The sequence below is a fragment of the Dongshaea marina genome, from assembly GCF_003072645.1.
Classification (GTDB): domain Bacteria; phylum Pseudomonadota; class Gammaproteobacteria; order Enterobacterales; family Aeromonadaceae; genus Dongshaea; species Dongshaea marina.
On the sequence record NZ_CP028897.1, the window covers coordinates 1,897,680 to 1,910,278 of the forward strand.

Sequence of the window (12,599 nt, forward strand, 5' to 3'; positions counted from 1 at the left end):
GCCTGATGCGTGACGGAGCGTCACAATTTCGTCAGTTTAGAGGAACTTTTGAGCGAGTCAAGAAGTTGTTAACGAAAATGTTCGCTATCTAAACATTAATGTTGATAAATTGGTGTTTAGTCTCCTGGCTAAGAAGGTACTAAGATCCAAATATGAGTAGTGTTCAGCAACAGATTTTCAAAGAGCAGCAAACGGCTCTCGGAAAAACTAAGATAAAGCCGCCTTCGTTGTATCAGGTCGTCTTGAATAATGACGACTACACACCGATGGACTTTGTGGTACAGGTTTTGCAGAAATTTTTTAGTAAGGATTTGGATGACGCCACTCAAATTATGTTAACTATCCACTATCGAGGTAAGGGTGTCTGCGGTGTCTACACTCATGATATAGCGGAAACAAAAGTGGCTCAGGTCAATCATTATGCAAGGGAGAACGACTACCCCTTGCTCTGCTCAATGGAAACAGTTTGAGCCGACACCATAACAATGTACTGGTTGCTTTGGGGAGGCGCCTATGCTGAGAAAGGATTTGGAAGACACGCTGAACCTTGCGTTTAAAGATGCACGTGAGGCTCGCCATGAATTTATGACGGTAGAGCACCTGCTATTGGCTCTGCTGGACAATCCATCTGCCAGTGAAGTCCTGGTGGCTTGCGGTGTAGAACTCGAGACGCTGCGCCAGGAGATCACCCAGTTTGTTGCAGAAACCACCCCCCTGATCCCTGCGGACGATAGTGAGCGTGAGACTCAACCAACCCTGGGGTTCCAGCGGGTTCTGCAACGTGCTGTTTTTCATGTGCAATCCTCGGGGCGGACCGAGGTCACCGGTGCCAACGTGCTGGTGGCAATCTTTAGTGAGCAGGAGTCACAGGCCGCCTATCTTCTGAAAAAAGCCAATGTGACCCGACTGGATGTCGTCAACTATATCTCCCATGGGATCCGCAAGGAACAAAGCAGTGGTGGGTTGCCACCCAGCCTTGGGGGAGAGAGTGAGCAGTCGGTGGAAGAGAGTACCACCACCCAGATTGAGAATTTTGCAACCAATCTCAATCTGCAGGTCGAAGAGGGGCGTATCGATCCTCTGATCGGTCGTGAGGATGAAGTGACCCGTGCGGTGCAGATCCTGTGTCGGCGGCGTAAAAATAACCCACTGTTGGTGGGTGAGGCCGGAGTCGGTAAGACGGCGATTGCTGAGGGATTGGCGTTTCGGATCGTCCATGACGATGTGCCTGAGGTGATCAAGGGCCATACCATCTATTCGCTGGATATCGGCTCCTTGCTGGCTGGTACCAAGTATCGCGGCGATTTTGAAAAGCGTTTCAAGTCTTTGTTGCGTCAGCTGGAGACCACCGAGGGAGCAATTTTGTTTATCGATGAGATCCACACCATCATAGGTGCGGGCGCGGCATCCGGTGGGCAGGTGGATGCGGCGAACCTCATCAAGCCGTTGTTGGCCAGCGGTACCCTGCGCTGTATCGGTTCGACCACCTATGCAGAGTACAACCAGATCTTTGAGAAGGATCACGCCCTGGCACGACGTTTCCAGAAGATTGATATTCTGGAACCCTCTATCGATGATACCACCCGGATCTTGCAGGGACTTAAAGATCGCTATGAAGAGCATCACAATGTGCGCTATACCAATAAGGCGCTGCGCGCGGCGGTTGAGCTCTCTGCCAAATATATCAACGAGCGTCACCTGCCGGATAAGGCGATCGATGTGATTGATGAGGCGGGAGCCCAGTTCAGGGTCCAGCCTCACAAGAAACGCAAGAAGACGGTCAATGTCTCCGATGTTGAGAACATAGTCGCCAGCATTGCGCGGATCCCGGAAAAATCGGTTTCCTCTTCGGATCGTGAAGTGCTGCGTAATCTGGAGCGTGATCTCAAGATGGTCGTGTTTGGCCAGGATCGATCCATTGAAGTGCTGACCGATGCGATTCGCCTGTCCCGCTCCGGGCTCGGCGCTGAAAATCGCCCCGTTGGCTCCTTCCTGTTTGCCGGACCAACCGGGGTCGGAAAGACCGAGGTGACCAAGCAGCTTGCTTCTATCATGGGAGTTGAGCTGATCCGCTTTGATATGTCTGAATACATGGAGCGGCACACTGTCTCGCGGTTAATTGGTGCACCTCCTGGGTATGTGGGCTATGAGCAGGGCGGCCTTTTGACCGATGCCGTGCTCAAGCATCCACACTCGGTGGTGCTGCTCGATGAGATTGAGAAGGCGCACCCGGATGTGTTTAATATCCTGCTACAGGTGATGGATAACGGCACCCTGACCGATAACAACGGGCGCAAGGCTGATTTTCGTAACGTGATCCTGGTGATGACCACCAATGAAGGGGTTCGCGAGACATTGCGATCCTCTATCGGCTTCCAGCAACAGGATCATAGTCACGATGCAATGGCTGAGATCAACCGGACCTTCAGCCCAGAATTTCGTAACCGTCTCGATCACATCATCTGGTTCAACCACCTGGATATCAAGGTGATCCAGCAGGTTGTCGACAAGTTTATTGTGGAGCTGCAGGCACAGCTGGATGCCAAGGGTGTTTCTATGGAGGTGACCGATGAGGCTCGCCTATGGCTTGCAGAGAAGGGCTATGATAAGAGCATGGGAGCTCGTCCTATGATGCGGGTGATTCAGGAGCAACTGAAAAAGCCTCTGGCAAGCGAGCTGTTGTTCGGTGCTCTGTCCAATGGTGGCTCGGTGCGTGTCACGACCAGCAAGGGAGAGTTGAAGTTTGTGTTTCAGGATCAGAGTGAAGCGGTCCTTGAATAACTCGTCACTCTCTTGAGCGTTAAGCAAAACCCCGGTAATTGAAGCCGGGGTTTTTTGGGCTTAACGTGAACGGAACACGATGCGTCCTTTGGTGAGATCATAAGGCGTTAACTGAACAGTGACCTTATCGCCAGTTAAGATTCGAATGTAGTTTTTACGCATCTTACCTGAGATGTGTGCTGTTACCACGTGGCCATTTTCCAACTCAACGCGGAATGTGGTGTTTGGCAGGGTGTCGACCACGGTGCCTTGCATCTCAATGTTGTCTTCTTTTGCCATTAAATCCTCTTGTCTAAGCCTCTGAATTAAGCGATGGGATCATGCCGGATTTACTGGCATGTGTAAAGTTTACACTGGATTATTCGTCGAAATTTTGCCATCCGTGAGGAGTGAGTCGCTGATGGGGGGTAAACTGTCGCTTGTAATTCATCTTTCGGCAGCCATCAACCTGGTATCCAAGATAGAGCCAGCGTTTGTCTTGGGCCCTGGCATACTCTAACTGGCGCAGGATGGCATAGCGTCCGAGGGAGCGGTCCTGCTCCTTCGAAACAAAGAAGGTGTAGAGGGCGCTCAGGCTGTTTGACAGCTCATCGGTCACCGCAACCGCCAGCAGGCGATCTTTTTGGTAAAACTCAAAAAACAGTGGGTTGAGCCAGTTGCACAGGATAAAACGCTGGTACTGCTGCTGACGGGCAGGGTACATGGCACCCTGGCGATGCCTGGCGTCGATATATTGTTGGTAAAGCCGAAAATATTCGGGTTTGTCCTGATGGCTGAGGGTCATTTTAAGGTCGCGATTACTGCGCAGCACCCGTTTTTGGCTGGCCGAGGGCTGAAAGTTGAGTGCATCAACCCGCAGGCTCTCACAGGCCTGGCAGTTCGCACAGTGGGGGCGGTAGAGATCATTGCCATTGCGGCGAAATCCAAGCTGTAGCAGGGCTTCATAACCTTCGGGCTATGATAGTCCTGATCCTGGATCACGATCAGTCGCTCCTGCTCTCCCGGCAGGTAGCTACAGGGATAAGTTTGGGTGATGCCAACTGTCAGAGAGAGCTCGGTCATGGCTGAATCTGTTGTACCCTCCAGCACTCTGGATCCACCTGCTTTTGCTTCAAGTGTACCAGATGTTGCAAAAACTGCTCCAGGATGCGCGGATGCCAGTCGGCTATCTGGCAAGATGAGATTAATCTTAGTTCATCGCCTGCTCATTAAGCAGGACAGCACTATATTCTCTTATTAAATCAATTGTTTATGTTTATTGTAACGGCATCGGCTTATGGTTTTGCTATAGGGCATCAATCATTCGGAGGGAAGGATAGCGAGTCTTATTGGAAGAGGGCTATTGGTTTAGCCACTTATCGATCAGCTTATCTATCGTGCCATCGTTTTTATATTCAATGACTTTTTGGTTGACTGCATTGAGATGTTTTTTAAATGGCGAAAGACTGGAAAAAGCAAAGTAGAACTGTCCGACGTAAAGAGGAGTATCTAATGGGACAATTTCACCTTGCAGACCTTTATGCTTTAGCTTGATCAGGATTGGGTAGGTACCATAAGCAAAGTAATCGATACGGCCTGCGCGCAGCTTTCCTATATTCTGCTCCATATTATTAACCAATTGGTGTTTTATACTGTGATCTTCCAGGAAATCCTCAAAGTCCTGGCGGTATTTATCTCCCCGAACCTGCCCCCCGACCTTACCGATCAGATCGCTCCATTTGTTAAACTTAAACTCCTTGCCTTTTAGAACAAAAATAGATGCCGGGTTATCCATGAAGGGTGTTGGAACATAATCCAGGTACTTCTGCCGGGTTCTGTTTTTATAGATCCCCACGATAAAGTCGATATCCGCTGATTCTGCTTTTTTCTGTACCCGCTTCCAGGGCCAACATACAGGCTTTGGGTCTTAATGTTGAGTTCGGTAAATATAATCTCGGCCAGCTCGGCTCCGATGCCTATGATTGCTGAATCCTGGCGATACATCACAGGATTGAACTCCGGGTGACCGGACATGATCAGCGTCTCTTTTGCCTGGCTCGGGGCACTAAGAAGAGTGAATGATATGAGTACAATCAATAATACTTTCAGCTGCATCGAATACGCTCAGAATTATTCACTGTTCAGGGGGCTGTGTATCTCCTGAGAGGCCCTGGGGAATCATGATCTCAGTCCTGCTCTCAGTTCCAGTGCAGCATCTCCCACCATTTAGTCTCGCTGGGTCGGCTACAGCAGAGTTTACAGCTGATCCCAATAGCCACAGAGCTTGGTCATAGCTGGATCTGCTGTAGCTCCCAGCACTCAGGAGCAACCTGCTTCTGTTTCAAGTCTACCAGATGTTGCAAAAACTGCTCTCTGGAGCACTCGATGGCACCCAAGCGTTCCAGATGTGGGTTGGTGACCTGGCAATCGATCAGCTGTCCACCATGCTTGATAAAGTGCTGACACAAGCCCCAGATAGCGAGCTTGGACGCATCCTGACGCAGGTGAAACATCGACTCACCACAAAAGAGTTGTCCGACACTGACGCCATAGAGTCCGCCGATCAGGGTATCCTGGTCCCAGCACTCGATGGAGTGGGCAACCCCCTGTTCATGAAGTTTGCTGTAGGCTTGGATCATCTGCTCGGTGATCCAGGTGCCGGTTTTAAGGTGGTGAGTTTGGGCGCAAAGCTGGATCGTCTGGCTGAAGTCCCGGTTGATCCATAGTTGACAGGCATGACGCCTGAGGGTTCGCTTCAGGGAGCGTGAGGGACTAAATCTATCGGGTCTAAGAATACAGCGGGGATCCGGACTCCACCACAGTAAAGGCTGATCGGATTCAAACCAGGGAAAGATCCCGCTATGGTATGCTGATAGTAGACGCTGGCAGCTCAGATCTCCTCCGATGGCCAAGAGGCCGTTGGGCTCCTCAAGAGCCTTGCAGGGATCAGGAAACAGCAGGTTATCGGATGAGAGCTGATAGAGCGGCATAATCGAGTTAACAGGAGGATCAAAGATGATTGGTGTAAGGGGGATCTTATCGGGAGTATTACTGTTTGTCATCTGTAGTGGGGTGGCAAATGCTTATCAGCGCAATGTAGCTCGTCCGGTGAACTCGGTGGTTTATGGCAAGATAGACAGTGTTCGCTACATAACCGATCAGGAAGTGATCCGCTCTAAGCATAGTGGCTGGAAGACATTGGCAGGCGCCGTGATCGGAGGCTTGGTGGGTAACCAGTTTGGTGATGGTCGTGGCAGAGAGGTGGCGACTGTTGTGGGTGCCTTGGGCGGGGCGGCGGTTGGCTATCAGCCGGGTCAGGATAAGGTGATTAACTCGAGATTGGTCGAGCTTCTGATCCGCACTGAGAAGAATAAGTTGGTTGACGTGATTCAGGATGTGGATCCCCAGATGACTTTTAGCCGGGGGGATAGAGTACGGATCCTGTATTTTGATGATGGGGTTCGGGTTGATACCACGGATGATGATCTCTACTGATCGCTCTGCGATTACACAAGATTTGGATCCTCGAAATACCGATCTCTGATTCAGAGGTCGGTATTTTTTGTGTGACACAAATCACAAAACGGGAAGCGGGTGGAATAAAAGTGTGATCTGCATATTCAAATTGCACTGTAACAATCACAATAACGCGATCTGTGTCACTTAGTGTAACAATGGTTTGAGCCTTTCATAGGGGTGAGTGATAAAGATGCCAGCCAAGCTGCTACTCTTCTGCTGTTAATTCCTTTGCTGATAATGGATTAAAGCCCGGAGACTTCAAAATAACATCTTCTGCATCGGATGGTGACATACGATGTCGCAAGGGGTTCATTGTAACTGATGGTTTCGTTTTTGTTTCGGTTTGATTCGGGATGATGATTTAAGTTTTCATAAGTTCTCCATCTGGATACCTGAGACGATATAGATTTCAGCATAAATTGAGAGAAAAGATATTTATGAATTAACTTGGGATTCGAATGAAAACTTGTTATGGCCTTCAGCTATGCTAGTATCCCTGTCCACAAATTTTGGGCTGCGGATTGCTGGGGTGGAATAACACTGTAAGTGAATCTTAAGTTGGCTTGCAGATGGGGTGCCCAGGCATCTTTCCCATGATATGTAGAAACTATTTATAAGGTTATTTCATCACCTGTTTTTTCCTGCTTATATTGGTATAAGGAAATATTAATGTCTTTCTCCGTTATTTTGCTGGCTGTGATCCTTTGTATCGTCGCCGGGTTCCTGAATGGCTCTTTTGCAACACCCACCAAATGGATGGAACGGTGGCGTGAGGAGAATATCTGGCTGGGCTACACCGTATTCTGTTATCTGTTGCTACCCGTACTCAGCCTGATGGTGATGGACTCTTCAATTTTTAGTCAGATCAGTTCGGTGCCAAGCCATTTCATCTGGGTATTGGTATTGGGTGGATTAGCCTGGGGGATTGGTCAGGTCTTTTTCGCCCTGGCGTTTAAGCATATTGGACTGGGCGTAAACTTTGTCATCAATATCTCCATGGGTACCGCCGGTGGCGCCCTGCTGCCGATGCTTTGGACCAAGGGGGCGATTGGAAGTACCTATAGTTATATCCAACTGCTGGGTGTTGTGATCTTTGTGATGGCGGTAATTTTGACTACCGCTGCTGGTGCGGCCCGCAATAAGACGAGCTCAGGAGATGACAGCTCTAAGGGACATGCCAGTGTCTACCTGATCCTGGGTGTCCTGTTTGCAATTCTCGCCGGGGTTGGGAGTATTGCTCAGGGGAACTCCTTTGCCTTCTCTAATCCAATCATCTCCAAGACGGCCCTGGAGAATGGGGCGAGCCTGATGCCAGCGAATACGGTTGCCTTTGCACTGGTGTTTTTTGGTGCCTTCATTCCGAACTTTATCTTCTTCATGGTCAAGAATATCAAGAGCTCCAGCCTGCACTGTTTTGCCGCACCCAAGACAGGTAAATACTGGTTCTATCTGTTCCTGATGGCCCTTGGCTCATGGGGATCGATTGTGGTGTTCTGTAAGGCTCAGGCTGTGATCGGTGGAGACCTGGCTCCGACCATCGCCTGGCCCCTGTTTATGGCATTTATCATCCTGACCGCGAACTTCTGGAGCTTCATGACCGGTGAGTGGAAGGGGGCGGGCCGCAAGGCGATCAGCCTGATGTCGGTCAGTATTGTACTGCTGGTTTCTGCAGTGGTGGTATTTGGCGCCAACTCGATGAATAAGCCAGCAACTGGCCAGCAGGTCGTTAAGGTGCAGACGCTCAAGGATAGCAAGCCTTCTGCCTGATATCGAGCAGCTTGAGAGCGATAAACTGAACAAAAAGAGCGCGGCTTAATGCCGCGCTCTTTTTGTTTTGACGGGGAGATTAGTCATCCCCAACCACCAGGTTTCGGCCACTCTCTTTGGCTTCCCTGAGGAGCAGCACAGCGGTGTCGAGCTGCTTTTCCAGGGTATCGGCCAGGATGGAGGTGACGCCGGCGCTAAAGCTAAACCAGATGGTATCTCCCTCCCAGTTCATGGCACTTTGCTCCATCCGCTCTTTGAGCTTATTCAGACGTTCCTGGGCCGTTTGATTATCCAACCCTGGCATGATCAGGCAAAAGTCCTCACTTCCCAGGCGAATGGTCGTGCATTTAGAGAAAACGGTTTTCAGGGCGTTCGCCAGCTGTTTCAAAATCGCATCGCCAGCCCTGTGTCCATAACTTTCATTGATATCTTTGAGGTTGTCGATATCAACGACCGCCAACGAGAAGTCACTCTGCTCATCCCGGGCTCGCTTGAGCATCGGCTCTCCATATTCATACATATAGCCACGATTGTAGACCTGAGTCAGGTGATCCCGATTGGCATTTTGTTTGATCTCCTCCATCAGCTCCATGGTTTCCAGGGTCCGGAAGATCCGACACTGCAGCTCTTCCGGGACAAAGGGTTTGGTGATGAAATCATCGGCGCCGTGTTTAATAAACTTGGCAGAGAGTGCCTTATCGTTACTTCCGGAGATCCCGACGATGGCGATGGCCCGGTTATCAAACTGGCTGCGAATGCTACGAACCAACTCGAATCCATCGATGATCGGCATGTTGTAATCGGTCAGAACCAGCCGAATATCCTTATGTTTCTCTAAAAGCTCCAGTGCCTGCAGGCCATCTTCGGCCTCGAGTACGGGAAATAGCTGGCGCTTGAGCATTTTGCTGGTCATGGTGCGTGAAGTGGCTGAGTCATCCACCATCAGGATCTTGCAATACTGGTTGCGGCGCAGTCGGTCGAGTAGCTTTAAGGCGTATTTAAAGGAGTAATGGCTGTCTTTGATGATGTAGTCCAGGGCGCCTTTCTTCAGAAACTCCTGGCTCTTGGTCTCGTCAAAGTCACCGGTCAGGACTATGGTTGGCAATTTATGTTTGAGAACCTCATCGATGACTTCACCATCGGGTGAATCAGGCAGGTGGAGGTCGACCAGGGCCGCAAAGTAGTCCTGGCATTCGTTGAGGTGCTTAACGGCTTCGGCCATGGTTTCGCAAGCATCGACCGGAATACCAAGTTTTTCCTGGATCACTTGCTTGAGGAGTTTTCTCAGGGTTGAGCCATCTTCAATCAATAATACACGGTTCATGGGAGCATCCTGCTTTTACACTCTATCTACAGTGTAATGGATAGCTGAGGTTTTACTCAGTTGACAATGGATTGTTGAGCATCGACCTATTGGTAATAGGAAAGAGCCCTTGAGGCGGAAGAGATCAGAGTGAGTGAATAAAGGAGGAGGGCAGGCTGGATCGAGAGGCAGAGGCGACTAGATAGCCGCCCCGGGAGCTTGATTAGCCGCTGATATGATCCAGGTATCGTTCCGCATCCAGCGCGGCCATACAGCCGCTTGCTGCAGAGGTGATCGCTTGACGATAAATATTATCCATCACATCACCTGCGGCAAATACGCCCTCAATGCTGGTTTGGGTTGCATTGCCGTTGCGTCCGGATTGAACGCGCAGGTAACCACTTTCCATCGCCAGTTGCCCTTCAAACATCTCTGTATTGGGGTGGTGGCCAATTGCGATGAATACTCCCATCACTGCCAGCTCTTCAGTTTCCTCGGTCTGCAGGGTATCGCGTAACCGAACTCCGGTTACCCCCATGGCATCGCCCAGTACTTCGTCGAGGGTGCGCTCCAGGTGAAGCTCTATCTTACCCTCTTCCACTTTCTCCATCAGGCGAGACACCAGGATCTTCTCAGCTCTGAATTCGTTACGACGATGAATCAGGTGAACCTTGGAAGCGATATTGGCCAGGTAAAGAGCTTCTTCGACCGCCGTATTACCACCACCCACAACCGCAACTTCACGGTTACGATAGAAGAATCCATCACAGGTTGCACAAGCAGAAACACCCTTGCCTTTAAACTCCTCCTCGGAGGGGAGTCCCAGATATTTGGCGGAAGCCCCGGTGGCAATGATCAGTGCATCACAGCTGTATTCACCGCGGTCACCATGAAGGACAAATGGCTTTTCCAGAAGTTCAACATGATTGATGTGATCATTGATGATCTCTGTGTCAAAACGGCTGACATGCTCTTTCATCTGCTCCATCAGGGCCGGGCCTGTCAACTCAGAGTGGCCTCCGGGCCAGTTCTCGATCTCGGTCGTGGTGGTCAGCTGTCCACCCTCCTGGATGCCAGAGATAAGCACGGGCTCCAGGTTGGCACGAGCCGCGTAGACTGCTGCGGTGTAGCCTGCCGGACCTGAGCCCAGAATAAGTAGTTTGCAATGTTTTCTTTGAGCCATGATCGCTTGGTTCCTTACATTCAGGGCACCGATTGTAGATAAATCGTTATAGAGGGTAAAGGGGTGTTGTGATTTCTTCACATCCAGGCTCTGTTGATATTTCAGATCTGGTTCTGTGGTGAGCGTTTTTCGACCAACAAGGCTGGGGATGGGGGGAGTGATCCTGCATGGGGATCGGATAACCAGGGTGGCTTGAAAAATAGCCACCAATCCATGGGGCGCGCCTGAAAAAATCTCAACTTATTGTTGCTTAACACTCAATTAGAGCCGCCAAAATAATATGATTAGGGTCGCGAACAGAACATTTTCAGAGGTAGCAGGTTTAAAGTAGGAAAGGTCAACAGATTCTAAAGTCAAAAACAGGCGCAGTCTGAAAAAAACCTGAGGGGCCCGTAGTGAGTATAAAGTGATGAATTTTATAAATAGCCTTATATATCATGCGGTTGCCTTTAGGTTAGGGTTGGTGGCTTTGCAGAGGGACAGCAGGGAGGATTAGTGTTCTTTGGTTAAATGGGGTAGCATGCGCTTCACAAATATTGAGATACACTCTCACCGCGACCTGAACAACTTGAAACCTATTGTGCTTATGATGCAGAGAAAAAAAATCTCCAAGATATCCCTGGCTGCGGCGATCGCAGCTCTTTTAGCTTCAAACGTTGCGCTGGCTCAAGGAGCAGATCCCTCTGAAACAGCGCTCCCGGCGGCCGATTATTTTGCGGCGACTCAGTACACAGATGCAGCTGCACCACTGAACAGCTATGGTGCGGTCGATGTTCAGGCTAATGTGGCTGAGCATCTACAGGTTCCAACCGCTCCGGCTGAAGCCGGTGGTGTGGACGGGATCCCATCGACCCTAGCCGAACAGTGGCCACAGCATGTGTTGTTTGCCCCTAAACTGCAGGCAAAATCCTATATCCTTGTGGATGGAACAACCGGCCAGATCCTGGCTGCCCACAAGGCAAATCTGCGGATGGCTCCGGCCAGCATCACTAAGCTGATGTTGCTTTACATCGCCGAGCAGAAATTGGCCAATGGCTCAATCTCTCTGGATTCGAAGGTTCAGGTGCCGCGGGTTGCCTGGCATACCGGTGGCTCACGTATGTTCCTCAAGCCCGGATCCTATGTCACGGTGAAGGATCTGCTGCAGGGGGTTATCGTTGAATCAGGTAACGATGCAGCTGTGACTCTGGCAAACTATATTGCGGGCTCCCAGTCTTCATTTGTCTCCATGATGAATGCCATGGCGGTGCAATTTAAGATGAAGAATACCCATTTCACCGATGTGATGGGTCTGCCGGCACCGGCGCACTTTTCAACTGCCTATGATCTGAGCTTGCTCGGTCAGCATGTGATGAATGACTATCCCCAGTATTTTCACTGGTATGCCCAAAAAGATTTTGAATATAACGGGATCCGTCAGCCTAACTTCAACCGCCTGCTGTTTACCTATAAATATGCAACGGGTATGAAGACCGGAAGCACTAAGGCGGCGGGCTACTCTCTGGTGAGCTCTGCCGAGATGCCGGGTAACCCGATGAAGTTGGTAGCCGTGGTCTTGGGCACCAAGTCACTCAATGATGTGGCCTCCGAGAGTAAGTCTTTGCTGACCTATGGCTTCCGCTTCTTTAAGCAGCAGACTCTGTTTGCCAATAACGACAAGTTGTCTGAGCAGCGTGTTTGGGGTGGGCAGCAGGATAAGGTTTCTGTGGGGGTCAGCCATCCATTGACCCTGGTTCTGCCGGCAAGTGTCGATGCCAAGCAGCTGGAGAGTTCCCTGAAATTTGATGGCAACATCAAGGCGCCGGTTACCAAGGGCGAAAAACTGGGTCAACTGACGGTTACCTATAAGGGTAAGGTGATTCAGAGCGAGCCGCTGGTTGCCCTCAATGGCGTGGAGCAGGGTGGGCTCTTTACCCGGATGACCGCAAGCGTCTCTCTCTATTTCCATAACCTGCTGGCCTCTCACGATATCCACGTGTAAGCCACCACAGAGTTAGACTGACCGATAAGGGGCATGCTGTGCATGCCCTTTTTTGATCCTGATCCTAGGCTCTGTTGACGTTTCTA

Annotated in this window: 10 protein-coding genes and 1 pseudogene; 5 read left to right on the plus strand and 6 right to left on the minus strand. The window is 50.4% G+C overall.

Going from position 1 to position 12,599, the window contains the following annotated elements; translation table 11 throughout:
• Positions 1-152: 152 nt before the first annotated feature.
• Together clpS and clpA are read left to right on the plus strand one after the other, a co-directional pair.
• A complete protein-coding gene (gene clpS, locus DB847_RS09150; RefSeq protein ID WP_108650407.1) occupies positions 153-470 on the plus strand; it encodes an ATP-dependent Clp protease adapter ClpS in 318 nt (105 codons plus the stop codon).
• A gap of 43 nt (positions 471-513) precedes the next feature.
• The gene (clpA, locus tag DB847_RS09155) at positions 514-2,781 is read left to right on the plus strand and encodes an ATP-dependent Clp protease ATP-binding subunit ClpA (RefSeq protein ID WP_108650408.1); all 2,268 of its coding nucleotides are present in this window, start codon (positions 514-516) and stop codon (positions 2,779-2,781) included.
• Positions 2,782-2,841: 60 nt separating this feature from the next.
• Here the strand turns inward: clpA and infA are convergent, their stop codons facing one another.
• The 4 genes and pseudogenes from infA to aat form a co-directional block, all read right to left on the minus strand.
• The gene (infA, locus tag DB847_RS09160; RefSeq protein ID WP_108650409.1) at positions 2,842-3,060 is read right to left on the minus strand and encodes a translation initiation factor IF-1; all 219 of its coding nucleotides are present in this window, start codon (positions 3,058-3,060) and stop codon (positions 2,842-2,844) included.
• A gap of 79 nt (positions 3,061-3,139) precedes the next feature.
• A pseudogene (locus DB847_RS09165) lies at positions 3,140-3,843 on the minus strand (arginyltransferase).
• Between the two features lie 277 nt (positions 3,844-4,120).
• Positions 4,121-4,615 (minus strand): substrate-binding periplasmic protein, encoded by a 495-nt coding sequence (locus tag DB847_RS09170; RefSeq protein ID WP_234418541.1) that lies wholly within the window; start codon positions 4,613-4,615, stop codon positions 4,121-4,123.
• 433 nt (positions 4,616-5,048) lie between these two features.
• Complete coding sequence (aat, locus tag DB847_RS09175) at positions 5,049-5,750, minus strand: leucyl/phenylalanyl-tRNA--protein transferase (protein WP_108650411.1); 702 nt, start codon at positions 5,748-5,750, stop codon at positions 5,049-5,051.
• A 25-nt stretch (positions 5,751-5,775) separates the two neighbouring features.
• On the opposite strand from aat, the gene DB847_RS09180 reads away from it, so the two are divergent.
• The gene (locus DB847_RS09180; RefSeq protein ID WP_108650412.1) at positions 5,776-6,255 is read left to right on the plus strand and encodes an outer membrane lipoprotein; all 480 of its coding nucleotides are present in this window, start codon (positions 5,776-5,778) and stop codon (positions 6,253-6,255) included.
• 693 nt (positions 6,256-6,948) lie between these two features.
• Positions 6,949-8,046: an L-rhamnose/proton symporter RhaT gene (locus DB847_RS09185; protein ID WP_108650413.1), complete on the plus strand. Its 1,098-nt coding sequence runs from the start codon at positions 6,949-6,951 to the stop codon at positions 8,044-8,046.
• 79 nt (positions 8,047-8,125) lie between these two features.
• Here the strand turns inward: DB847_RS09185 and DB847_RS09190 are convergent, their stop codons facing one another.
• A complete protein-coding gene (locus DB847_RS09190) occupies positions 8,126-9,370 on the minus strand; it encodes a response regulator (protein ID WP_108650414.1) in 1,245 nt (414 codons plus the stop codon).
• 202 nt (positions 9,371-9,572) lie between these two features.
• Complete coding sequence (gene trxB / locus DB847_RS09195) at positions 9,573-10,532, minus strand: thioredoxin-disulfide reductase (RefSeq protein WP_108652943.1); 960 nt, start codon at positions 10,530-10,532, stop codon at positions 9,573-9,575.
• Positions 10,533-11,121: 589 nt separating this feature from the next.
• On the opposite strand from trxB, the gene DB847_RS09200 reads away from it, so the two are divergent.
• Positions 11,122-12,513: a D-alanyl-D-alanine carboxypeptidase family protein gene (locus DB847_RS09200; RefSeq protein WP_108652944.1), complete on the plus strand. Its 1,392-nt coding sequence runs from the start codon at positions 11,122-11,124 to the stop codon at positions 12,511-12,513.
• The last annotated feature ends 86 nt before the right edge of the window (positions 12,514-12,599 follow it).

Coding starts and splice junctions, on each gene's coding strand:
- trxB (WP_108652943.1), bottom strand. CDS start 10,532: ATGGCTCAAAGAAAACATTGCAAACTACTTATTCTGGGCTCAGGTCCG.
- DB847_RS09185 (WP_108650413.1), top strand. CDS start 6,949: ATGTCTTTCTCCGTTATTTTGCTGGCTGTGATCCTTTGTATCGTCGCC.
- DB847_RS09200 (WP_108652944.1), top strand. CDS start 11,122: ATGCAGAGAAAAAAAATCTCCAAGATATCCCTGGCTGCGGCGATCGCA.
- clpS (WP_108650407.1), top strand. CDS start 153: ATGAGTAGTGTTCAGCAACAGATTTTCAAAGAGCAGCAAACGGCTCTC.
- DB847_RS09180 (WP_108650412.1), top strand. CDS start 5,776: ATGATTGGTGTAAGGGGGATCTTATCGGGAGTATTACTGTTTGTCATC.
- infA (WP_108650409.1), bottom strand. CDS start 3,060: ATGGCAAAAGAAGACAACATTGAGATGCAAGGCACCGTGGTCGACACC.
- DB847_RS09190 (WP_108650414.1), bottom strand. CDS start 9,370: ATGAACCGTGTATTATTGATTGAAGATGGCTCAACCCTGAGAAAACTC.
- aat (WP_108650411.1), bottom strand. CDS start 5,750: ATGCCGCTCTATCAGCTCTCATCCGATAACCTGCTGTTTCCTGATCCC.
- clpA (WP_108650408.1), top strand. CDS start 514: ATGCTGAGAAAGGATTTGGAAGACACGCTGAACCTTGCGTTTAAAGAT.